Genomic DNA, 22970 nt, shown 5'->3' with positions numbered 1-22970 from the left:
GAGGTAGCTCGTCTGGGGGAAGGCCTCGAGGCCGTCGCCGGACGAGACCGCCGCGACCTCGGCGAGCGAGGTGTAGGCGTCGGCGCCTTCCATCAGGAACTCGGCGGACATACGTCACTTCCTTTCGTTGTTCTCACTGCGCTGTTCTCATGTGCGGCGGCATCACGGGCCGTTGCGGGCCGCGATCCGCGACGCCGCCGTCCGCTCAGGTCAGCAGCCGGACTGGATCGTGTAGGCGATGCTGCAGAGCGGGCTGGTGAGGTAGCTCGTCTGGGGGAAGGCCTCGAGGCCGTCGCCGGACGAGACCGCCGCGACCTCGGCGAGCGAGGTGTAGGCGTCGGCGCCTTCCATCAAGAACTCGGCGGACATGTGTTCACCTCCTTTCTCGGCTCTCGTAGGATCCGGGCCCGGGTTCGGGGCCGGAGGTCTCGAAGGGGAGCGGCGGCGAGTCGAGATTGCGGTGCACCGCGTCGGGGACCACCCCGGCGGCCCGCAGCGCCTCGGCGACCGCCTGGTCCTGGTCACCGCCGTGCTCGGCATGGGACAGCAGCCCGGCGGCGATCGCCTGGGAGCGGTGCTCGCCGAAGCTCAGGCCACGCATCCCGGGCCTGGGGTCCTGCGGCTCCCAGGCCCAGCCGATGCCGCGATCGAGCTGGGCGACGTAGAGGGACACGTCCTGTCGGAGCCCACCGCCGGCGGCGGCCGCTCGGGCGATCTCCGGTACGACATGCCACGACCGCTGTCCCAGGTAGACGACGATGGTGTCGCGGCGCGGATAGTGGTCGCGGGCGGAGAGCACCTTGGCCCGGTAGGCGATCCGGAGCTCTTCCAGCCGTCCGAGTGTCGCGCCCCAGAGCCCGGGGGCCGCGTCGGCCGTGTCGGTTCCGAGGTACACCCGTACGCACGCGTCCCCGAGACCGTGACCCGTGGAGCTGTTGACGAGCAGGAATCCGGGCGACAGCGCCGGCATGACGGCCGGCAGGCTGACCCATCGCGACAGCCCGCCGGGCGTCTCGACCGCGGCGCCGAGTTCCGACTCGGGGATCCGCACGCGCACGCCGTTCAGGCGGACCACATCGGGCGATCCGGGTTCCACCGGGACCAGGGAACGGGAATGGCGGTGCGGGACCACCTCCTGCAGGGCCTGCTCGAACTCGGGGTCGCGCCGTAGTCTTCGCGGCTCCTCCCCGAGGTCCTGGCCGGTGTGGAAGGCCTTGTACAGCGCGTCCCCCAGCGCCTTGCGGAGCGCCTTGGGGTTGTCCGCGGTGATCTCGTGACCGTCCACCGTGGCGGACGTCAGGTCCGCGCCGATCCGCACACGGTCGAGTGACTGTTTCACCTTTCGCCTCCGAGGCCCAACGTGACCGTGAAGTCGGCGGGATTGAGGAGGATCTTGCGCCCGACGCCCGCGGCGGCGCGTTCCAGGGGGCTCAACCGCCCGCGCTGGAATCCCGCGACGATGAGCCGGTCCATCATGTGCCAGCCGGCGAAGGCCGCCGCCCTGGCCGCCAGCTCGCGGTCGGCGCGGGCCGCTGGTCTGGCGTCGAGATAGCCCGACCAGAACGCCTCGATGTACGGCCGGAGGGCTTCGAACCGCCGGGCGCCGCCGGCGATGACCTCGCGATCGCTCATCGAGTCCTCGCCGCCGACCATGCCGAGCACGCCGCGGTAGAGCCACTCGCCGGCGAAGGCGCCCACGTCCCGCGCGGCGTCCGCGAGTCTGGTCTCCTCCCAGTCGGTCAGGTACAACCTTCCGTCGTGGTGCAGGAACTGGTCGAGCCGGAGATCCCCGTGCACCAGGACGTGGGGACTGCGCTTCTCCCACCGGGACAGGTCCCTGACCGCCTCGGTGACCACGGGATCGTTGTGCAGGATCGCCCACGCTTCCAGCTCAGCCCCGCTCGCGGCCGCGTAGGCCCGCAACGGGAGAGCCGACAGGCGGTCGAGCGGCGGAAGCGGCGGCTCCGAGGTGTCGTCGGCCACCGGCCGCGGAGCCGAGAGGGTGTGGAGGGTTCCCGTCTGGATTCCGGCCGAACGGGCGAGATCCCAGGTGAAGCCGTCCCCGGAGGCGAGGTCCGCTCCGCTGTGCGCGTCCTCCAGCAGAGTGAAGGCGACCAGGCCGGACTCTTCCTCACCGCCCAGGAAACGGGGAGCGTTGATCACCGTGTGGGCGTTGAGCAACATGCCCATCGCCCGGGTCCGCTCCACCCTTTGGCGGACCATGTCCGGCTCCCCGAGGGTTCGCTTGACGAAGACCGGGATCCCGGCGTCCGTCACGCCCGCCCAACTGTCGTTTCGGCCGAAGAACGCGGTGACCTCGTCCTGCCGCAGGACTCCCAGACCGAGTTCTGTGAGGAGCTTCGCGACCTCGGGGACCTGATCAAGCGGCAGAGGGATCAACTTCATCCGCTCAGGCACCACTACCGTCAGCCCCCGAGCCCTGAGAGGCGCCGCACTCCGGTACGGATGACCAGGCCGGCGGATGTGAGCTCGCACCCTGGAGCCGTCGACGCCGGACCGGGCACGTGGCAGGAATGCTCCTTGGGCGCCACCCCCCGCGACACCGCGGGCCCGCGGTTCCTACGCATGGTTCCATCTCCCCGTGATCGGAACGGATATATGAACGCGGCCGCATTCGCCTGATGAGTGGCGGTGATTCGTAGCGGACCCATCCGGGTTCCGTGGTGGCCCGGAATGAGCGGGCCATCGTCATGATCGCCCCCGAGATCGTGATCTTTAGAGTGTGTCCCGGCACTTGTGGCGGACTTGAAAGTGGCTGCAAGGGACGTTCGCCGGCCGGGAGTGGCGGGTTCGCCCGCGGGATCGATGTGATGATTCACGAGGTCACAGCCGCTTCCCGTGGATTCGGCGACGATCGGCGAACGATCCGGCGTATGCGCGCGACGGCTATTGACAGGGGGCCGTGGGGTCGGCGGCGAGGCCCCGAACCGGGCCCAAGCGTGTCGCGGCCGCCCTGGGCGCCCGCCTCGTGGGAAGCCCGCGATACCGGCCGGCGACTGGATCGGGTCTGGTGCCTGGCGGGGGCCTCCCCCTCATTCGAGATGGAGCGGGTGCGGCCGAACTCGCCGCGTATGACCGCCGCAGTCACTTACAAGTACGCCACAAGTTCCGCGAAACAGGGTGAAGATCACGATCACCGGGGTTTCGAAGGGAATGTCATGAGCAGCGGCCTCAAAGGGCCCAGTAACGTCATCTGGGACGTCACCTACGCCTGCCCCCTGCGGTGTACGCACTGCTACTCGGAGTCGGGCAGGCGGCCCGCACGGCAGTTAAGCCATGATGAGATGCTCCGTGTCGCCGACGCGATCATCGCCCTGCGCCCCCAGTCGGTGGACCTCACCGGGGGTGAACCGCTGCTGATCAAGGGGATCTTCGGCGTGGCCGAGCGCATCAGGCGGGCCGGCATCGAGGTCTCCGTCTATACCGGCGGGTGGACGCTCACCGCCGAGATGGCTCAGGACGTGGCCCGGGTTTTCTCCCGGATCACAGTGAGCGTCGACGGCGCGGACGCCGACATCCACGATCGGATCCGCGGACGGGCAGGCTCGTTCGAGCGGGCGATGAAGGCGCTGGCCCTACTCGACGACATCTCCGCGCGCCGGACTGCGGCCGGCGGCGACCCCGTGGAGTTCGGTATCGACTACGTGGTCATGCGCGGCAACCTCCACCAGATGGAGGAGGTCTGTACCGCCGTCGTTCCCCGGTTCCCGCACCTGCGGTTCCTCTTCTTCGGCGCCGCGGTGCCGTCCGGGCTGGCGAGCCGGGCGGGGTTCGCCGACCACGAGCTCCTGACGGATGAGGAACTCCGCACGCTGGTCGGCACCGAGCGTGTCGATCGACTGAACTCCTTGGTGCCGCAGTCGGTGCGGGTGACGACGACGGACAACTCCCTCCTGCAGATGCACCCGGACACGATCAAGCGGTTCGGCTTCCCCCTGATGCAGGTGGAACCCGATGGGGAGGTGCGCGCGATGCCGATCTACGAAGGAACCGTGGGAAGCCTCCTGACGGAGGAGCCCGCCGTCTTGTGGGAACGTGCGGTCGCGCGGTGGAGCGACCCCTTCGTGGTCGAGGCCCTGTCCTCTGTGCGCTCATTCCGGGACTGGGCCGAAGCGACCCGGCGTATCGACTACCACTTCGGCTCCGACGAGGTCCGACGTCGCATCGACCGTCGTCCGTCCTATCCGGCCGCGGTGCTCTCCTGACCGGCGTGGACGGGCGGGAGACCCACTCAACGCGTCGGCGGTCTTGATGCGGTACACGGGCGAAGGGCCCACGGAGGAGATCATGCACAGTGGACGGCGAGAAGGGCGGCCGGGGGCCGGCCGTACGGATTCGGAGGGGAGGAGAAAAGCCGGGTCCGGGGCGTGGCGGCTGCTGCTGGGATACGTCCGGCCGTACCGGCGGCTGCTCGCGCTCGGCGGCCTGCTCAGCCTCGCCGGCTCGCTGGCCGGGCTGACGATGCCGTTGCTGACCAAGACGGTGATCGACGCGTTCAGCGAACAACGCCCCCTGACGGGGCCGGTGCTCAGCCTGACCGCGGCCGTATTCCTGACCGCCGTCGCCGCGGCCTTCGGCAGATACACCCTGGAGCGCATGGGTGAAGGCGTCGTTCTGTCCGCCCGGCAGGGTCTGGTGGAGCGAATGCTCCGGCTGCGCGTCTCCGAGGTGGACCGGCTCAAGCCCGGCGACCTGCTCTCCCGGGTCACCTCCGACACGACCCTGCTGCGCGCGACGTTCACCACCGGGATCGTGGAGTCGATCGGCGCGGCGCTCATGCTGGTCGGCGCTGTGGTGATGATGGCGATGACGGACACGGTCCTGCTGCTCACCACGTTGGGCGTGGTGGTCGTGGTCGGCGGGCTGGTGGCACTGGTCATGCCGCGCATCCAGCGGGCGTCGGTCGACGCGCAGACCGCCGTCGGGGAGATGAGCGCGGTGCTCGACCGGGTACTGCAGGCCTTTCGCACGGTCAAGGCCAGCGGTGCCGAGGAGCGCCAGATGTCCGCGGTGGGCGAGGCCGCCCGCAGGGCCCGCGATCGCGGTGTCGCGGTCGCCTGGTGGACCTCGATCGCGAGCACATCCTCCTGGCTCGCGGCACAGCTCACCTTCGTGGCCGTGTTCAGCGTCGGCGGGACGCGGGTCGCCTCCGGCGCCATGGACGTGTCGTCGTTGATCGCCTTCCTGCTCTACCTGTTCTACCTGGTCGCGCCGATCGGCCAGCTCGTGCAGGGCACCGCCCAGATCCAGAGCGGCCTGGCGGCGGTCCAGCGGATCCGCCAGGTCGAGGAGCTGCCGGTAGAGGAGCTGCCGGTAGAGGTGAGGATCCCGCCGTCGTCCGGCTTTCCCTACTGGCCGGGCCGTACGCGCGAGGCGCCCGCCGGGGTGGTGTTCGCGGATGTGTCCTTCCGCTACGGCGACCACCGGCCAGTGGTCCACCACGGCGTGTCCTTCGAGGTCCCGGCGGGCGGGCTGACCGCACTGGTCGGGCCCTCGGGAGCGGGCAAGTCCACGATCTTCGCCCTGATCGAACGGTTCTACGAGCCACAGGCCGGGACCATCGCGCTCGACGGGCGCGACATCCGCAGCTGGCCGCTGACCGCGCTGCGCGCCGCCCTCGGTTACGTCGAGCAGGACGCGCCCGTGCTTGACGGCACGCTCCGGCAGAATCTCGTTCTCGCCGCTCCGGACGCGGCGGAGGCCGAGATCCGTCGGGTGCTCGCGCTGACCCGGCTGGAGGACCTGGTCACCCGTCTCCCCCAGGGGCTGGACACCATGGTGGGCCACCGCGGCGTCATGCTCTCCGGGGGCGAACGCCAGCGTGTCGCCATCGCTAGGGCGTTGCTACGCCGCCCTCGGCTGCTCTTGCTCGACGAGGCCACCTCCCAGCTCGACGCGGTCAATGAGCTGCGGCTGCGCGAGGTGATAGCCGAGGTGGCGAGGGAGACGACCGTGCTGGTGATCGCTCACCGGCTCTCCACGGTGACCGGCGCGGACCGGATCGTTGTGATGGAGGGGGGCCGAGTCAGGGCCACCGGCACCCATGGCGAGCTGCTCGCCGGTGACGATCTTTACCGGAAGCTCGCCGCCACCCAGCTCCTCGTCTCCACCGGCCCGAGTTCCATCCGTTCGGAGTCCAGAGGGCGTGAGCAGTGAGATTTCCGAGTATGAGTGACCGTCCTGATCCAGCGTCCGGCCGTCGCGTCCAGGATGGTTCGGGCATCGTGACGGTCGGCCCCTTAGGTACGCGGGCCAAGACGTTGCGCACGAAGTGAACGCGACACCTCTGCCAGGCTGCGCCCGATGAAGACAGCCCGCAAGGCTGCGACCAGGCCGGCGTGCGCGTCGGCTCACTGCGGGCGATCGCCCTGGCGACCGCTGGCACATCTGGCGCGACCTCGGCGAGGCCGTCGAACGCACCGTCACCACGCACCGCCTGCACCTGCAGGCCATGAGCCTGGCCCTGGCGGCGCAGCACAATCCTGCTACAGCACTGCCCGCGCCACCTCCGCCTGCTGCCCAGCCGCCTCGCACGCCGGAGAGCAGGCAGGATCGAGCAGCAGGCGAACAAGCACAAGCAGCTGGCCCACGATGACCGCCGTGTCGCGAGCGGACAGCATGGCCCCAGAGCAGCTGAATCGTCCAACCAGGGGTTCTTCGTGATGGGCGGTCGCTGAGGCGTATATGTCGGTGTGGCGGGATCGGCCTCGCGGCCGGCCTAGGCCTGAGCTCAAGCCAAGACCGCGTGCCGGCCATCTGTCACCTCGCCGCGCTCAGGCGATGGCTTCCTGGCCGTCATGCACCACGAACTCGCCCCCGGGGTGCTCGGCGCCGCCGTCCTGGCTCTGCTCCTGCTGCGCGGACGCAAGACCGGCGCCCACGCCGCCGGCGAGCCCCGGACCCTCGTCACCGTCTAGAGGGCCCCGCCGTCGACCCCGCGAGGTCGTGTCAGCGGCCATGTCAGCCCGGCGACGACCCCGTATCAGGGCGGTTGGCAATGCTCTGACCACAAGCAACACCGACACCCCCCGACACAGACTCCCGAAGGAGCACACCACCATGTCCCTCACCCTGACCGACCAGGACAAGGCCACCCTGCGCACCGCCGCCTACGGCGCCGTCTCGCTGATGTCCGCCGCCGACGCCGCCGGCTCGCCGCACAAGACCGCCACTCAGGGCTCCATCGCTCTGTCCTCCGCGACCGGCCTGGTCGGGCACGTCCTCGCCGCGAAGAGCAAGGACATCGACCTGTACGGCAGGAGCGTGGCCGAACTCGCCGACCAGGTGCTGCCGGCCCTGACCGCGTCCATGAACCTGCTCAACCAGCAGGACCCGTCCGAAGCCGGCAACTTCCGCAACACCGTCATCGTCGCCATCGAAACAGCCGCCCGCACCCACCAGGGCGAGCCCAGCCCCACCATGGCCGACATGATCCGCAAGATCACCGCCGCCCTCGACGCCGCCTGACGGCACGCCGCCATCCGCCCGTTCAACCGAAGCACCGGATTCGAAGGAGCACCACCATGACCACCACCGACCAGGCCCGACCGGAGCTGCAGAAGGCCATCCAGGAGTTCGTCGATTCGGGTCTGGCCGCCGGGGTCCAGGTGCGCGTGCACGACGAGCAGGGCGAGTGGGCCGGCAGCGCCGGGGTGCGCGAGCTGGGCCAGAGCGCCAAGCCGGCGACGAACGGCCACTTCCGGATCGGCAGCACCACCAAGACCTTCACCGCGACCCTGGTGCTGCAACTGGTGGCCGACGGCACGATCGAGCTGGACGCCCCGGTGGCCGACCACCTGCCCGAGTACGGGCTGGACCGGCGCATCACCGCGCGGATGCTGCTGCAGCACACCAGCGGACTGTTCAACTTCACCGGCGAGTACTACCCCGACGGCACGTTCGCGCCGGGGATCCCCGGACTGGGCAAGGAGTGGGTGACCGACAACCGGTTCCACACCTACCAGCCGGAGGAACTGGTGCGGCTGGCGCTGTCCAAGCCGGCGCGGTTCGAGCCGGGGACCGGCTGGAGCTACTCCAACACCAACTACGTGCTGGCCAGAGTCCTGGTCGAGAAGGTCACCGGCCGCGCGTACGCCGAGCAGATGCAGGCGCGGATCCTGCGCCCGCTCGGCCTGTCGGGCACGGTGGTGCCGGACGCCTCGCCGGACGTCCCCGAGCCGCACGCCCACGGCTACTACCGCTACCAGGACGCCGAGGAGTGGAAGACGGTCGACACCACCCGCTTCAACCCCTCCTGGATCTCCGCCGCCGGTGACATGATCTCGACCACCGAGGATCTGCACACGTTCTTCTCCGCGCTGAACTCCGGCAGGCTCCTGCCCGCCCCGCTGCTGGCCGAGATGCGCAAGCCGGACCCCACGATCGGCTACGGCCTGGGGGTGTTCGTCGAGGACACCGAGGGTGGCGGCACCCTCCTGCACCACAACGGCGGCTTCTGGGGCTGGGCGGCGCTGATGTACAGCACGCCCGACGGCAGCAAGACCATGACCGCCTCGGTGACCACCGGGGAAGCCGAGCTCGACATGGTCGCCATGTCCGAGGCGTTCGAGAAGGTGAAGCAGAAGCTCGTCACGGCGGTGTTCCGCGACGAGCGGACCGGCTGACGAGGCCGAGCCGGCTCAGCAGACGACAAGGCTGAGCACCCCAGACCCGTGCGATCAACCCGGAGCTGGACGGGAGCGTCCCCCACCGCTTTCCGAGGGGGGACGTGACCTTCCTGTCCGCAGGCCGGCGGGACGGCCGGCAGCGCCTCACCGATCGGTGGGAGCCGACCGACCGGATGCGGGCGCGGATGATGGTGGTCGGCACGGACTTCCCGTAGTGCGTCGTTCCCTGACCGGCGGGATGTGCCGGATATCCGTCGATCGACCGACGCGGGTGGTAGAAAGCTACGATCGCATGGGTGGATGTGAACACCAGGCAATTGCGGTACTTCGTCGCTGTCGCCGAGGAGCTGAACTTCACTCGCGCCGCTGCGCGGCTGCACATCGCGCAGCAGGCGCTGAGCGCTCAGATCAGGCAGTTGGAGAAAGCTGTCGGCGTGACGCTGTTTCGGCGGACGACTCGGACGGTCGAGCTCACTGCCGCTGGCGCGGCGTTCCTCAGTGAGACTCGTTCGGTGCCGGTCGCCCTCGACCGTTCCGTCCGCGCCGCGCGGCGGATCGAGGCCAACGAATCGGGTCTGCTGACGATCGGCACCGGCGAGGGCGGGGCGCTGACTCTCACAGAGGCGATTCTCTCCGAGTTCCGGGCGCGTCATCCGGGTGTGCGGGTCGATGTCAAGGTGTACAGCTACGCCGACCCGTCCACCGGGCTTGCTGATGGTTCGGTCGATGTCGCCTACCTGCGGTTGCCGATTGACGGTGGTGACTGGCTCCGCAGCGAAACGCTGTTCGTCGAGCCGCGCGTGGTGATGTTGCCGACCTCGCACCGGCTCGCTGCGTGCAGCGTGATAGCGGCGGCCGAGCTGGTCGACGAGCCGATCGTGGGTCACTTCTGCGACGACCGGGCATGGATCGACTTCTGGTCGCTGGCCGAGCATCGAGACGGGAAGCCCGCCAACTTCGTGGGCAGGGCATCGTCGGTGCTTGAGGAATTGCAGTGCGTCGGAGCAGGCATGGGGTGTGTCGTCACCGTCGCGTCAGCACGGCTTGTGCCGTCGGTGGGTGTGACGCTGGTGCCGCTGGCCGGCGCTCGCGGAAGCGAGCTCGCGGTCGGCTGGCGCGCCGATCAAGAAACCGATCTGGTCAGCTCGTTCGCCGCTGTCGCCCGCTCTGTCCGCGACGCGAACCCCGAGGCCGTGTACGCGCTGGAGCATCCGGACATGAGCGACCGGATGATGCCGCCGATGTCCGGCGTGATTCACAACGCAAGTCGGTGAATCCCGCGCAGATTGAGTGTTTCCGCCGGCGGTGCCCGGGTTTTTACAGTTGGCCCATGCGCAAAATGATCGTCCACACCATGTCCGCCTACCCGATCGCGACTGACCGGACCGGAGCCTCGCACGGTGTGGCGTAACTGGGCAGGCAACCAGACGTGCCGACCAGCGGTCATGGCCAGCCCTTCGACGAGAACCGAAGTGGCGCGGGCTGTCGAGCGGGCGGCGGCGGCGAATCATGTGGTCCGTGTCGCGGGAGCATCGCATTCGTTCACCGATGCGGTCGCCACCGACGGCATGCTGCTCTCGCTGCGGCATTGCAACCGTGTGCTGGACATCGACCACGCCACACACCGGATCCGTGTCGAGGCCGGTATGACTCTGCGTGAACTGAATCGGGTGATGGCCGAGAACGGTTTGGCCTTCCCGAATCTCGGCGATATCGACGCGCAGTCGATCGCGGGCGCTACCGCCACAGGTACACACGGGACCGGCGCACGCCTGCAGAACCTCTCGGCCTGCCTGGTGTCGATGGAACTCGTCACGGCGAACGGCGCGACGATCGAGGTGAACGCCGAACAGGATCCCGACATCTGGCGTGCCGCGCGGGTAAGCATCGGCGCCCTCGGTATCGTCACCGCGGTCACGATCCAGGCGGTACCCGCGTTCACGCTCGAAGCAGTCGATCGCCCGATGGCGGTCGAGGACGTGCTCGTCGATCTCGACGAACTGCTCGCGGCCCATGAGCACTTCCAGCTGTTCACCTTCGCGCACAGCCCGCTGGCGATGACATCCGCGCGCAATCGGGTCGACCTCGCGCCACAGCCGATCTCGCGTGCCCGCGAGTGGGTGGAGGACGAGCTCGTGCAGAACCACCTGTTGCACGCGGCGTGCGAACTCGCCAGTGTCGTTCCGCGGGTGAATTCGCCGCTGCAGCGCCTGGGCTCCCATCTCGCCGGTTACTCGCACCGAATCGACCGCTCCGACAGGATCTTCGCGACACCGTTGCGAGTGCGGTTCGTCGAGATGGAATACGCCATCCCGCGCGAGCACACCGCCGAAGCGGTCCGCGCGGTCCGTGAACTGGCGCGGCGTCCCGAATTCAATGTGACCTTCCCGATCGAGGTTCGGTGGGTCGCCGCCGACGACGCCTATCTGTCACCGGCCGCCGGGCGCGACACGTGCTATATCGCGCTGCACCAGTACCACAAGCTCGCATCCGAGCTGTATTTCCGGGCAGCCGAAGCGATCTTCGACTCCTTCGGCGGCCGGCCGCATTGGGGCAAGCAACACTTCCAGACCCCGGAAACGCTGCGTCCGCGCTACCCCGAATGGGACAGCTTTGCGATCGTGCGCAACCAGCTCGACCCCGACCGGCGGTTCGCCAACTCCTATGTCAATCGGGTTCTGGGCACGGTATGAGCACTGCACTGTTGCACACGCGATTTCCCGCGCTCGAGCGAACGCTGCCGTTCGCCCGGCTCGGCGACGGCCCGACACCGGTGCGAGAGCTCACTGGGCTCACGCGGAACAACCTGTGGTGCAAGGACGAAAGCGGATACGGCAACGGCGGCTGGGGTGGCAACAAGGTACGCAAGCTGGAATGGCTGCTGCCCGAGGTGCGCCGGCGCGGGGCAGGCACGATCTTCACCGTCGGCGCGACCGGGACAAACTGGGGCCTGGCGGTGGCGGTGTATGCGCGCGGCCTCGGCATCGACACCGTCCTGGCACTGATCGATCAGCCCGAGGACGACCATGTCCGCGAGCAGCAGCGCAGATTGCGGCAATCCGGCGCGACAATGCACTTCACCCACAGCAAACCGCTGACGATCGCGGCCGCACCGTGGTTGCTGCTGCGTCACACGCGTGGATCGAAGGTGCCGTACTACCTGCCCGCGGGCGGCTCAGCGCCGATCGGTGTGCTCGGCTACGTCGAGACGGGACTGGAGCTCGCCGCGCAGGTGGCGGCGGGTGAACTGCCGCAGCCCCGGCACATCGTCACGGCCGTCGGCTCCGGCGGGACCGTAGCGGGACTCGCGCTGGGTTGCGCGCTGGCCGGACTGCAATCGCAGGTGCTAGCAGTGGTGGTCAACGACACGCTGCCGCTCGGTGTGCGCGATCTCGTCCGGCTCGCCGACCGGACCGCGACCGTCCTGCGGAAACGCGGAGCGGAATTCGACGTGCCGCCGCTACGGCTCACGACCACCCGCGAATACCTGGGCCGCGGTTACGGCCACCCCACGCCCGAAGCCGCCGCCGCGGCACGGGTTGCCGCGTCCGCCGGACTGCGACTGGAACCCGTGTACACCGCCAAGGCGTTCGCGGCAGCGCTGGCGGCCGACCTGGACGGCCCGGTGCTGTTCCTGAACACCTACGGCCCGAGAACGTAGTCATGCGCTTTCACGAGCCACTCGTTGTAGCCGTTGGCCTTCCATCTGCGGATCGTCTCTCTGCGCGGCTTGCCTTCGACGAGCTTGCACGGGTGCCGTCGCTGCCGGACGGCTGGACACCTTGATCTGATCGGGCCTGCGGCTTCCATCGCCCACAGCTGCGGATTCGCTCGAGCCTTGGCGCAGTCTTCGAGCGTTTTCACTCTGTCGTAGTCGACTGGAGGAAGATCGGCAGTACTGGCCTGCTGGAGCCCGTGACTCGGTGGTGAGCCGCTTCTCCGGCGCCGCGAAGGTGGTGATCGGCGTGTTGCCGCCGGTGGAGCGGCTGGCCGGACAGCGGCTGCGGCCCAGGGTCTCCCGGGCCGGCGGTAGCGCTGGCTGTAGTGCGGAAACACCCACGCGCGGGATCGATCGCGAGCTGGTCGCGCCGAGATGCTTGATCACATCGCAACCACGTCATCAAGGGAGTTTCCCGATGTCTCAGCATCCTGCTGTCCCCTTCCGCCCGGCCAGGGCAGGCGCCGCGGCGGTTCTGGCCCTCGCGCTGGGGACGCTCAGCCCGGCGGCCGCCAACGTCGCCCCGCGGGACCGGCCGGGCGACGCCGTGCAGACGGCGCTGAACGATCTGGTCGGCGGCGGCGAGTTCCCCGGTGCGCTGGCCGCGGTCAGGATGCGCGACGGGCGCAGCCGGGACCTGCCGGTGAAGGTCCACTTCCGCGCCACGAGCGCGATGCCAGCGCAAGGTCATCGCACCAATCCGTCACCGATCGCGTTCCGCGCCCTGGCCGGCGGTCCCGGGTCCGATGCGACGGTTCAGTCGAGGATCTCGACGTACCCGTCGGTGCCGTGAACGCGGATACGCTGCCCGTCCCGGATCAACCGGGTGGCCTGCTCCACGCCCACGACGGCCGGCAGGCCGTACTCCCGCGCGATCACCGCCCCGTGCGTCATCAGGCCGCCTACCTCCGTCACCAGTCCGGCGACGGTGACGAACAGGGGGGTCCAGCTGGGGTCGGTGCAGGCGGTGACCAGAATGTCGCCCGCCTCAAGGTCGGCCCGCGCCATATCCATGACGACACGGGCCCGGCCCTCGACCGTCCCGGCCGAGACCGGGAGCCCGGCCAGCGCGCCGGGCAGGGCGTCGTCACGCCGATACTGGCCAGTGATGACCTCGCCGTCCGAGGTGAGGACCCGGGGCGGGGTGAGCGCCTCGTACGACCGGAACGCCTCCCGCCTTTCCAGAATGAGTTCGGCGTCCACGTCGTTGGTGCGCACGACTTCTTGCAACTCCTGGAACCGGAGGAAGAAGATGTCTTCTTTCTCGCGCAGGATGCCGGACCGGACGAGGCGATCGGCTTCCCGCAGCAGCGCCTGCTTGTAGGCGAAGTAGCGGCTGACCATGCCGTACTTGGGGTACTCCCGGTATCCGGCGAAGGTACGGACGCGGTCGATCATCCGCTTGGTCTCCTCGGCCTTCCGCTCCCCGTCGGGTAGGGCGCGCAATCGCGTCAGCAGCTCCTGTTCTTTCCGTCGTGACTCCTGGCGTCCTTGTTCGAAGCGTCGTTTGCCGGCGCCCGGTTCGGCGTTCTTGATGTTGCCGAGAATGGTGGGCACGAGCGTGGCGGGATTCTCGCTCCAGCGCGTCCTGGTGATGTCGATCTCGCCCGCGCAGCGCATGCCGTACTCGTCGAGGTAGCCCCGGATGGCGTCACGTGCTTCCCGTCCGCCGGCCAGCCCGGCCAGCTCGTTCAAGAAGCCGTCGCCCTGCCGGCCTTCGTCCACGACGTGGTGCAAGAACGCCACGACGTCCGCGTGCGGCCGGATCGTGTCCGCGACATCGAGGAGCGCCAGCCCCATCTCCGACGTGACGTTGTGAGGGACGGATCGCGTGAGCGCGTCGGCCGCGTTCTTCTCGCCCAGCCACGCCTCCAGGTGGTCATTGAGCCACCAGGTCCCCTCCATCCCCGCCATGATCACCTGGAAGCTCCGCGGTTCGAACAGGAGGCGCCTCAGCTCTGCGATGTCGGCCTCTATGAAGTCGAGCAGCGCAGGCCCGGACAGACCCTGGATCGTGCGCCGCAGGGTGGCGACGGACGCCTGATTGTGTCGGACCAGCTGGGTGACGACGGCCGGATCGGTCTCGATCGGGGCGGGTGAGCCACCGGCGGCCGCGGCGCCAGAACCTTCGTCCGGAAGCGAGCGGAGGAAGTCGCCGCGGTCGAGGACGGTCTGTAGCGCGTCCCGCATCAACGGGTCGGACCTCCCCACCATCTCGAGGAGGCTCGCGCGACCCGCGGGCGTCGCCAGGGTGGCGGCTACGTCGACGAACAACCGTCCGCCCGCCTCGTGCATCGGCCGTGGCGTCGTCAGCTGCCAGAAGGAGAGTCCCAGCGGCTTCATCGCATCGGTCATCATCTGCTGGTGACCGACGGAGAGGTAGACGTGATTCTCCTGGTCATCGGTCGTGGGGATGGGGAACAGGGTGGTGATCGGCCGGCTCTGGACGATGTGGAAGTCGTCGCCGACCAGGCACCATTCGATGTCCTGGGGCCGGCCGAAGTGCGCTTCGATTCGCCGACCCAGCCGCACCAGGCGCACGACCTGCGCATCCGTCAAGGCCGGCTGCGTCTGCCGCTGCGGCTCGATCGGCGCCTCCTGGGTACCACCTCCCGGCGACGCCTGGACGGACCGCGGCTTGGTGGCGACCGATGCGGTGACGACCCGGTCGCCACGCACCGTGTAGGCGTCCCCGGCGACCAGACCGGAGACAAGCGCCTCGCCGAGCCCCCAACCGGCTTCCACGGTGGCGACCTTCCGGTTCGAGGTCACGGGGTCCGCGGTGAAGAGGATCCCGGCCGCGTCCGGGAACACCATCCGCTGGACGACCACGGCCATCCGTACCTTCCGGTGGTCGAAGCCGTTGTGGCGCCGGTAGGTCACTGCCCGCTCGGTGAACAGTGAGGCCCAGCACCGCCGGACGTGCCGAAGGATCGCCGCCAGGCCGACGATGTTCAGGTACGAGTCCTGCTGGCCGGCGAAGGATGCGGTCGGCAGGTCCTCGGCCGTCGCGCTGGAACGCACCGCATAGGAGGCTTGATCCCCGAGCCGGGCGAGCGATCCGCTGATCGCCGCCACAAGATCGTCGGGCATCGCGACGCCCTCGATGACGCGGCGCATATCGGCGCTCAGGGTGCGGATCGCCGCGCGGTCGTCCGCTTTCACGCGCGACAGCAGGTCAAGCTGAGCATCGATCGACGGCGCCTCGGCCACGACCCGCTGGAAGGCGTCCGTCGTGACGCAGAAGCCGTCCGGCACACGGATGCCATCGATTCGCGAGAGCTCGCCCAGGTGCGCCCCCTTTCCGCCGACGTCTGCGACATTCGTCGAGTCGAATTGCTCGAAACTCAGCACGTAGCCCAATTCCGTTGCTCCCTCGTTCGTCGAGTTGGTTGGCAACGGCGGCAAGTATGGACCATTTTCCGGCGCCTCATGAGGCGCGCGGATCCGATATAAAATGAAAGTGGCGGGAAACCTGACCTTTCCCCAGGCACCGTGACCGAACTCGCGGCGTTGACCGGTCCGAGCTCGTCACTCGTCGAGTGAGCTTTGCGCCTGCCCAAAACTTTGTCCAGGCAGGTCAAGTGGCATGCGGGTATTCGGGAGGACTCCGCCAAGCCGGTCTCGTCGGCGCATGACTCAGCCGCGTCCGTAATCCGGCAACGAGCCCGTGACCAGCCCTTCTCCTGCAGCGCAAGCGATCAAAAGGACATCAACTCGCGAACCGCCCTTGGAGGCCGAAGTGATCCGCGACACGTGTGGCTTACAGATCCCCGGCTGTGGTGGCGAGCGTGGCCAGGTAGGCGTCGAGGAGGCGGATCTGCCGCTGGGGCGGGAATTCCTCCGTGTCGAACAGCGCCTGCACGATGAGGCCGAGCGCGAAGGACTGGATCGCCGCCGCGATCTCGTCTGGATCAGACGGCGGCAGCTCCCCCAGGCGCTGCGCCGCCTGCACATGGTGGCGGATTCGCTCGCGTGATCGCGCGTAGCAGGCCGCGTGCCCGGCCGCGAGGTCCGAGTCGGCCAGCGCGGCGTCCCACGAGCTGACCCAGATCCGGTTGTCCGCTGCGGCCTGCGGTGTGGTCGGCAGGGTGTCCAGCAGCACCGCGCGCAGGGCGGCGAGCCCTTCGGGGGCGGTACGTCTCGGCTGTGCCGCACGGTGTTCGTCCAGCAACGTCAACGCATGTGCGACCAGGTCCTTCTTGTTCGGAAAGTAGTGCGTGACCAGGCCGGTCGTCGCGCCCATCTCGGTGGCGACCGCGCGCAGGGTCAGGCCGCCGAACCCGTACGTGGCCAGCACACGCCACACGGCCGCTGACACGTCGCGGCGGCGGGCGTCGTGATCTCCCTTGTGGCGCGGCATGCCGACAGGATACGTTCGCAAAACATCTGTTATGTGAATGGGAGTTCCATGTTCGCCACCCCGCTGCGTGGCAATGCCGAGCTGCGTGCGCTCGAGCCGCATCATGCCGAAGAGTTCTTCGCCCACCTGGACCGTGCCCGCGCGCACATCGCCCCCTGGGTGGGCGCGAGCTTCGTCGCGGGCGATCTCGACGCCGCGAGGGTGGTACTCCAGCGCTACGCCGACGGCCAGGCCGCCGACCGGCAGCGCCTGTACGGCATCTGGCTCGACGGCGCCCTCGTCGGCGGCACCATGTTCGTCGGCTTCGACCCCGCCCTCGGGGTATGCGAGATCGGCTGCTGGCTCGAGCCCGCCGCGGAGGGACATGGGCTGATCACCCAGGTGGTCCGTACGATGATCGACTGGGCCTTCCGGGTGCGCGGGTTGAGCCGCGCCGAGTGGCGCACCCTGTCCGGCAACGTGCGCAGCATCAACGTGGCCAAGAGACTGGGTATGACCCTCGACGGCACGTTGCGGCGATCCGTCCCTGGCGCCGACGGGCTCCGGCACGACAAGCAGGTCTGGTCCGTGCTCGCCACCGAATGGCCGCAACCCGTCCAACCGGACACAAAGGGCGCCGACGTCAAGGCCGAGCTCGACCAGCTGATGCGCGCCTTCCTCGGCGCGTTCACCAACACCGGCCGGCGTCGGCCGAACCTCGACGTCATCCGTGAGGTGTTCATTCCAGAAGGAACGATCATCAAGAACGTCGGGGCCGAGCCCGTGATCTACGACCTCGAGGCGTTCATCGAGCCACGGGAGAAGATCCTGACCGACGGGACGTTGACCGAGTTCACCGAATGGGAGGTGGCCGAGCGGACCGAGATCTTCGGGTCGATCGCGCACCGCTTCAGCGAGTACCGCAAGTCCGGTTTCCTCAACGGAGAGTGGTTCGAGGGCTCCGGCCGCAAGACCACCCAGTTCGTACGGACGCCCGCCGGCTGGAGGATGAGCTCGATGGCCTGGGATGACGTGCGATGACCTGCCGCGCTTATGAGCGTCGTTGGGCCAGCCGCCAGCGGGTCCGAGGCGGGCCGGGCAATCCGTGGTCAGAGAACGATCTGTCACGCCAGAAGGCAAGGGATCTGCCCAGGGGACTGGACTACCGGGAGAACCTGTAGTTGGCTCGCCGAGCGGGTCGGGCAAGTCCACGCTGATGCACTGCCTGGCCGGACTCGACCAACCCAGCGGCGGCACCGTCACCGTGGCCGGCACCGACCTCGGATCACTCGACGACGACGCGCTCACGATCTTCCGCCGCGAGCACATCGGCTTCGCTAGGCCACCGGCCCGCAGAGCTGTCCGGCGGCCAGCAGCAGCAAGTCCCCTGGCTGTCACTCGGCGTCGGCGTCCTCATCGCCGCCCTTGCCGGACTCCTCGCCGCTGTTCTCCCGGCACGCCGGGCCGCCCGGGTGACTCCGGCCGCAGGGCTATCCCTCGACTGATGCGGACCTGGGGTTTCTCGGGTTTGCCTGACCTTGTGGCGAGCAGAAGACCGCCCGTGGTTGCTCGCTGGTCGCTCTTCGGACGCGGAACGGACACACGGTGGATCATCACGCGAGGGCTACCAGCGCGGCAGCTTCAAGCACTGGATCGACGCCCATCGTGACGGTTGCCCCCACCGAGGAAACCGTCACGCCTCTACAGATCGGCGATGGCCGGCGTTCACCGCGCGAGCAGCGGGAGCGCCGGGAAGGTGTGGTCCCGCCACAGCAGCCGCGAGGTCTCTTCCGGATAGGCGGTCACTCTCGACGGCGCGTCGAAGAGCTGTGCGAGGCGCCGGTCGGCGTCGTACGGAGGCCAGCCAGGGTCGCCGTAAGCGGCGAACGCCGTCCACGCGCTGCGAATCTGCGCGGACAGCTCCTTCGCCACCGGGGAGGGCGGGTCGCCGATCAGCATGGCGGGCTGTCCGCTGCTCAGGTTGCCGAAGACGAGCGGCACGTCCAGGCCGTGGCAGGCGCCGAGGGCACCGCCCAATCCCGGGGCGGACCAGGTCAGTTCGTACAGGTGGGCCTGACCGCCGCCGGCGATCTGCGCGTCGGCAAGGTGAAGGCTCGGCATGCGGAACAGCCAGTCCGCGTTGACCAGTTCGTACAGCTGCTCATCGGCCGCGGCCGGAAACGCCTCCCGGTACCGACGGGCACCGTCAGGGCCGGGGGCGAGCAGGTGCAGGGCGGTCTCGGTCTGCTCGTGCGTGACCTGGCCGAGCACGCCGTCGATCAGGCTGAACAACCGGTGCTCGTCACGAGTGTGCCCGACGAGAAGTCCGACGTCCCGGGCGGCGCCGCCAGCCAGCGCCTGCCAGGGGGTTGCCGGCAGGACGTCACCGTCGACAACGGGTGCGAACGGGATCGGCCGGTGTGTGATCTGCCCCCAGCGCTCCCGCCGCTGGACCGTCTTGGCGCAGATCGCGTCGCCCACGGCGGGCAGCCGGGCCGGGGCCACCGCCGACAGGTCGGACACCGTGGGCCGTAACCCCAGCTCGGCGGCGCAGGCGACGGCGATGTCGGCGGCCAGCTCGGGGGAGAAGAACGTCCCCGGCACGCTCTGCGCGACCGCCCGGCGGAAGAGCCCGGCGGCGCGCGGCATGGCCAGCAGTGCGGCGACCGATCCGCCGCCCGCCGATTGCCCGAAGACCGTGACCCGGTCCGGGTCGCCACCGAACGTCCGGATGTTGTCCCGCACCCACTGCAAGGCCGCGACCTGGTCGAGCAGCCCCCGGTTGTCCGGGGCTCCGCCGATCCGCGCGAAACCCTCGATACCGAGACGGTAGTTGAGGGTCACGACCACGGCTCCGTTCCCGGCCAGGTGCCCGGCGTCGTATTCCGGGAGGCTGGAGTTGCCCATGGCGTAACCGCCGCCGGGGATCCACACCATCACCGGGAGCCCCGCCGCCGGATCCGGTTCCGGTGTCCAGACGTTGAGCGTCAACCAGTCGTCGCCGGCAGGGTCCTGGGACGCCCCGAGTACGCCGGACTGCGGGGGCGGCGGGCCGTACGCGACCGCCGGGCGCACACCGTCCCAGCTGCGCACCGGCTGCGGCGCGGCGAAACGGAGGGCGCCGACCGGCGGCTCGGCGAACGGGATGCCGCGGAAGACCGTCAGGCCCGCCTCCCGGCCGCCGCGGAGGACGCCGGCCCCCGTGCGGACTTCCGGCTCGGACTCGGACGGGCTGCTGAATGCGGTGACGGCCATGTGCGGCTTCCTCTCCGTGCTGGCTCGATCGAGCATCCCAGTGCGCGCCGCCTGCGGGCAAAGCATTTCAGGGGCGGCCCCTGTCAATGTGATCGAAGCGGCTGAGCTGGGGCTCATTCTGTGTCGATTTCTCTGTCGTGTTCTGCTGCCGGGTCGTCGTGACTGTGCGCCTGCCGAAAGACTCGTTCAAGCGGCCCGCCGTCGCGCGCCCGTGCGTGGCGTGGGCTTGGGATCTACCGGTCCCGGCAAGAGCGCCCCCGTCGTCGGGCGGGGGCGCCTTCGCGTTGTGATCAGCGGCTACACGAGATGGTGACCGTGGCCACGTAGATGGTCGCGTCGAAGAAGAGGGTCGAGCTGACCTTCCGGCACTGGGTGCTGGTGAACCCCTCGGCGGCGGCCTGCGCGTCGGCGTCGGCCCGGGCCATCGTGACCGCTGCGGGCGGCCTGAGACCGATCCCGTCCCCCTGGAACTCCTGGATCTCTAGGGCGCCGGCGACGGACCGGACGGCGGCCGAGGCCGGGGCGGCGGCACCGGCCAGTGCCATGATGGCCAGGACCGCCCCGATCATGATTCTCCTGAATGACATGTGCTGTCCCTTTCTCTGAAGTGCCTCTCAACAAGGGCGTTCCATGGAGTTCCACGGGGAGGGACGGGCTCTTCGTCGTGTCCGGCGTCCTTGTCTCGATCTCCCACCGGCAGCCACCGCAGCGCGGCGAAGGAGCACGGCCGATCATCCTGCCGCGGCGGATGCGGAGATCTGCGCCCTGCACAACGGGATCTTCGACGGTGGCACGTTCGACTCGAGCGGCGCATGCTGATCCAGCGTGTAGCCGATGATCGACAGCGCGCCGGCCGGGGAGTCAGGGCGTGGAGGCGGAGGGCTTGCGGCGTGTGTGTGAGGCGGCGGAGCGGGGTGGCGCGTTCGTCGTCGGGGCAGGTCCGCGCTTCTCCAGCAGGCTCACCTGATGGGTGAGGCGCCATGGGCGGTCGATGTGAGCTTCCTGGAAGCGACCTCCCCCGGCCGGTACACGCACCGCATCCCCGTGTGCACGCTTTCCCGCAGGTGTGCCTCAATCACATGATCTTTCGCGGCGATCTGCTCCAGAGCCCGGCGGATCGCCTTGCCGACGGCGATCCGGGCCCGCTCAGCGCCGTCCTGGAACGTGCGGGTGCGGCCGGCCAGGCCGGTGGCGCTGCTCAGCTCCGTCATCAGCCACTCGCGCTCGGCGCGTGCTTCCGCGGCGCGATCTTGCCGTCCGGAAGCGCTCAGCTCATCGATGACGTCGCCGAGCTGGGCGAGCCTCGCACGGTACTGCTCGATCGCTGACCGGTCCAGCAGCGCCTGAGCACCACCGGATCGAAGCGCTTGAGCACCGCCGGATCGCAGCGCCTGAGCATCATCGGATCGCAACGTCTGGCCCAGCCCGGACACGCCGGCGACGAGGTCGGCCGAATGTATCTCCTGGCCGGGATTGGCGATCAACACGGCAAGGTGCAGCAGGCCCACACCACCAGCCAGCACGATGCTGCGCGTCCCGTAGCTCAATCGCCATTTGCCGCCCTGGCGGTGGCAGGTCAGGGTGTCGGACGCCGCCGGACTGGTGTGACCGGGAGGCACCGGGACACCGACCGCCGCCGCGTCGTCGGCCGCATGCGCGAGCTCGGACCGGGCAAGCTCGGCGTCACCGGGGCCGTCGCGGCGCGCCAGTGCCTGCGCGTACCGCATCCTGGAGCTGACGACGGCCGGCCAGTGAGCCAGGCCGAGGTTCCGCTGAACCGCGGCACACAGATGCGCGACCGCGGCATCGAGATCGCCGGTGGTCAGGCACGCGACGCCGAGCGCTTGTTCGGTCGACCCGAAGCAGACCGTCCCGAGGCCGCCCAGCATCGGCAGCGCCGCGAACGGCTTGAGCAGTTCGTACACGCGTGCCGCGGTCTCGGTGTCGCTGAGCAGGTAGGCGGCCTCGACCAGCCCGTTCATCGTCACCAGCCAGCTGCTGGACCGAGGAAGGTCGGCGAGGTCACGGCCACGCAGAGAAGCGACCAGGCTGGCCGCCGTTCGCATATCGCCAGATTGTGCGCAGGCCACGGCGAGCGCGGCGTAGCAGGAGTTGTCCACCGCGCTCAGAGCCGGTGAGTGGACCAGCTCGTTGAGCATGGGCAACAGCTCGGGGAGCCTGCCTTCGTACCACCTGATCGCAACCATCTGGCCACCGAGCCAGCCGGTGGCATCGATGTCGCCGGCAGCCGTTCCCCGTGCCGCACACACCCTGGCAAGGTCTTCAGCTGCCCTGAGCTTCCCCGCCCGGATCGCGAGCATCACCTCGATGGCGCTCGCGACGAAGCCGACAGCAAGGTGGTTCCGGTCCCGCAAGGATTGCTGTAGCTCGCCGAACCTGCGCAGCGCATGGGGATCGCCGTCCAGGAACATGTTCACGGTCTGCCACAAGGTCGCCATCAGCATGTCGATGCGCCGCGGGCTGCGCGAAGCGGCCTCCAGCATGTCAGCGGCCAGTTCGCGGCGTAGTCCTCCATGATCCGGACCCAGGACGCAGTGGTGCGCCAGGCTTCGGACCTCCGCCCCCGCGATCGGATCCGCCACCGACCTGACCTGGTCGACGAACGAGAGGACCTTCGCGTGCTCGCCGGTTCGGTAGTCGGCCTCGGCGGCCAGTCGGGCGCACACCCGCAGGCCCGTCGCCGAACCTCGCTCCACCATCGGCAGTACCTGCTCCAGCCGAGCTCGCAGCGTCGCCGATGCCGCGAGCGTCCGCCGTTCGTGCACCCAGATCCCACCCATACCCAGGGCTGCCTGTGCCATCGCCTCCGCGTTCGCGCAACGCTCCGCGGCCTCGAACGCGGAATCGAACCGCTGCCGTGCGGACGCGAGGTCCCCGTCGCCGTCCAGCGCTCGGACGGCGAGGCCGAGCAGGCTCTCGACCTCGCCTGACTCCTCGTCAGCGAATGCGCGCATGAACATCATCAGACGACTCCCGCAGTACGCGC

General features: G+C 69.1%; 18 protein-coding genes and 1 pseudogene. 10 read left to right on the top strand and 9 right to left on the bottom strand.

The window, feature by feature from the left end:
- Window positions 1–210 precede the first annotated feature (210 nt).
- The 3 genes from ACWDLG_RS13065 to lxmK are packed head-to-tail and all read right to left on the bottom strand — an operon-like array spanning window position 211 to window position 2406.
- Entirely contained in the window at window positions 211–369 is a 159-nt protein-coding gene (locus ACWDLG_RS13065; RefSeq protein WP_449919244.1) for a hypothetical protein, read from the bottom strand.
- Between the two features lie 4 nt (window positions 370–373).
- Window positions 374–1339 (bottom strand): T3SS effector HopA1 family protein, encoded by a 966-nt coding sequence (locus ACWDLG_RS13060; RefSeq protein WP_449919242.1) that lies wholly within the window; start codon window positions 1337–1339, stop codon window positions 374–376.
- Complete coding sequence (gene lxmK, locus ACWDLG_RS13055) at window positions 1336–2406, bottom strand: class V lanthionine synthetase subunit LxmK (protein ID WP_449919240.1); 1071 nt, start codon at window positions 2404–2406, stop codon at window positions 1336–1338. The genes ACWDLG_RS13060 and lxmK overlap by 4 nt, the downstream gene beginning before the upstream one ends.
- Before the next feature lie 686 nt (window positions 2407–3092).
- Between lxmK and ACWDLG_RS13050 the strand changes: the two genes are divergently transcribed.
- Window positions 3093–4226 carry a radical SAM protein gene (locus tag ACWDLG_RS13050; RefSeq protein WP_449919237.1) on the top strand — a complete coding sequence of 378 codons (1134 nt, stop codon included), beginning with the start codon at window positions 3093–3095 and terminating at the stop codon, window positions 4224–4226.
- Between the two features lie 82 nt (window positions 4227–4308).
- Complete coding sequence (locus tag ACWDLG_RS13045; protein ID WP_449919234.1) at window positions 4309–6177, top strand: ABC transporter ATP-binding protein; 1869 nt, start codon at window positions 4309–4311, stop codon at window positions 6175–6177.
- A gap of 82 nt (window positions 6178–6259) precedes the next feature.
- Here the strand turns inward: ACWDLG_RS13045 and ACWDLG_RS13040 are convergent.
- Window positions 6260–6371 (bottom strand): annotated as a pseudogene (locus ACWDLG_RS13040) (transposase); the annotation flags it as partial.
- 709 nt (window positions 6372–7080) lie between these two features.
- Here ACWDLG_RS13040 and ACWDLG_RS13035 point away from each other — a divergent pair.
- The 6 genes from ACWDLG_RS13035 (at window position 7081) to ACWDLG_RS13010 (ending at window position 13159) form a co-directional block, all read left to right on the top strand.
- Window positions 7081–7488, top strand: coding sequence for a hypothetical protein (locus tag ACWDLG_RS13035; protein ID WP_449919231.1), 408 nt, complete (start codon window positions 7081–7083; stop codon window positions 7486–7488).
- A 56-nt stretch (window positions 7489–7544) separates the two neighbouring features.
- A complete protein-coding gene (locus ACWDLG_RS13030; RefSeq protein WP_449919228.1) occupies window positions 7545–8645 on the top strand; it encodes a serine hydrolase domain-containing protein in 1101 nt (366 codons plus the stop codon).
- 299 nt (window positions 8646–8944) lie between these two features.
- Complete coding sequence (locus tag ACWDLG_RS13025) at window positions 8945–9922, top strand: LysR substrate-binding domain-containing protein (protein WP_449919225.1); 978 nt, start codon at window positions 8945–8947, stop codon at window positions 9920–9922.
- A 126-nt stretch (window positions 9923–10048) separates the two neighbouring features.
- The gene (locus tag ACWDLG_RS13020; protein WP_449919222.1) at window positions 10049–11341 is read left to right on the top strand and encodes a D-arabinono-1,4-lactone oxidase; all 1293 of its coding nucleotides are present in this window, start codon (window positions 10049–10051) and stop codon (window positions 11339–11341) included.
- The gene (locus ACWDLG_RS13015) at window positions 11338–12309 is read left to right on the top strand and encodes a 1-aminocyclopropane-1-carboxylate deaminase/D-cysteine desulfhydrase (RefSeq protein WP_449919219.1); all 972 of its coding nucleotides are present in this window, start codon (window positions 11338–11340) and stop codon (window positions 12307–12309) included. The genes ACWDLG_RS13020 and ACWDLG_RS13015 overlap by 4 nt, the downstream gene beginning before the upstream one ends.
- A 262-nt stretch (window positions 12310–12571) precedes the next feature.
- Entirely contained in the window at window positions 12572–13159 is a 588-nt protein-coding gene (locus tag ACWDLG_RS13010; protein WP_449919216.1) for a hypothetical protein, read from the top strand.
- Here ACWDLG_RS13010 and rph read toward each other — a convergent pair.
- Together rph and ACWDLG_RS13000 are read right to left on the bottom strand one after the other, a co-directional pair.
- Window positions 13123–15720, bottom strand: a complete 2598-nt coding sequence (gene rph, locus ACWDLG_RS13005; RefSeq protein ID WP_449919724.1) for a rifamycin-inactivating phosphotransferase — start codon at window positions 15718–15720, stop codon at window positions 13123–13125. The two genes, ACWDLG_RS13010 and rph, sit on opposite strands and share 37 nt — an antisense overlap.
- Before the next feature lie 409 nt (window positions 15721–16129).
- Window positions 16130–16729 (bottom strand): TetR/AcrR family transcriptional regulator, encoded by a 600-nt coding sequence (locus ACWDLG_RS13000; RefSeq protein WP_449919213.1) that lies wholly within the window; start codon window positions 16727–16729, stop codon window positions 16130–16132.
- 33 nt (window positions 16730–16762) lie between these two features.
- Between ACWDLG_RS13000 and ACWDLG_RS12995 the strand changes: the two genes are divergently transcribed.
- Both ACWDLG_RS12995 and ACWDLG_RS12990 read left to right on the top strand, forming a co-directional pair.
- Window positions 16763–17749, top strand: coding sequence for a GNAT family N-acetyltransferase (locus ACWDLG_RS12995; RefSeq protein WP_449919212.1), 987 nt, complete (start codon window positions 16763–16765; stop codon window positions 17747–17749).
- A gap of 64 nt (window positions 17750–17813) precedes the next feature.
- A complete protein-coding gene (locus ACWDLG_RS12990; protein WP_449919209.1) occupies window positions 17814–18377 on the top strand; it encodes an ATP-binding cassette domain-containing protein in 564 nt (187 codons plus the stop codon).
- Between the two features lie 56 nt (window positions 18378–18433).
- Here the strand turns inward: ACWDLG_RS12990 and ACWDLG_RS12985 are convergent, their stop codons facing one another.
- From ACWDLG_RS12985 to ACWDLG_RS12975, 3 genes are all read right to left on the bottom strand, one after another.
- Entirely contained in the window at window positions 18434–19963 is a 1530-nt protein-coding gene (locus ACWDLG_RS12985) for a carboxylesterase/lipase family protein (protein WP_449919207.1), read from the bottom strand.
- Window positions 19964–20253: 290 nt separating this feature from the next.
- On the bottom strand, window positions 20254–20550 hold the full coding sequence (locus ACWDLG_RS12980) for a hypothetical protein (RefSeq protein WP_449919205.1): 297 nt from the start codon (window positions 20548–20550) through the stop codon (window positions 20254–20256).
- A gap of 372 nt (window positions 20551–20922) precedes the next feature.
- A complete protein-coding gene (locus ACWDLG_RS12975) occupies window positions 20923–22938 on the bottom strand; it encodes a hypothetical protein (RefSeq protein ID WP_449919204.1) in 2016 nt (671 codons plus the stop codon).
- Window positions 22939–22970: the final 32 nt, after the last annotated feature.

The sequence above is a fragment of the Nonomuraea sp. NPDC003727 genome (genome assembly GCF_053586935.1).
This window is presented reverse-complemented; position numbering and strand designations above follow the sequence as displayed.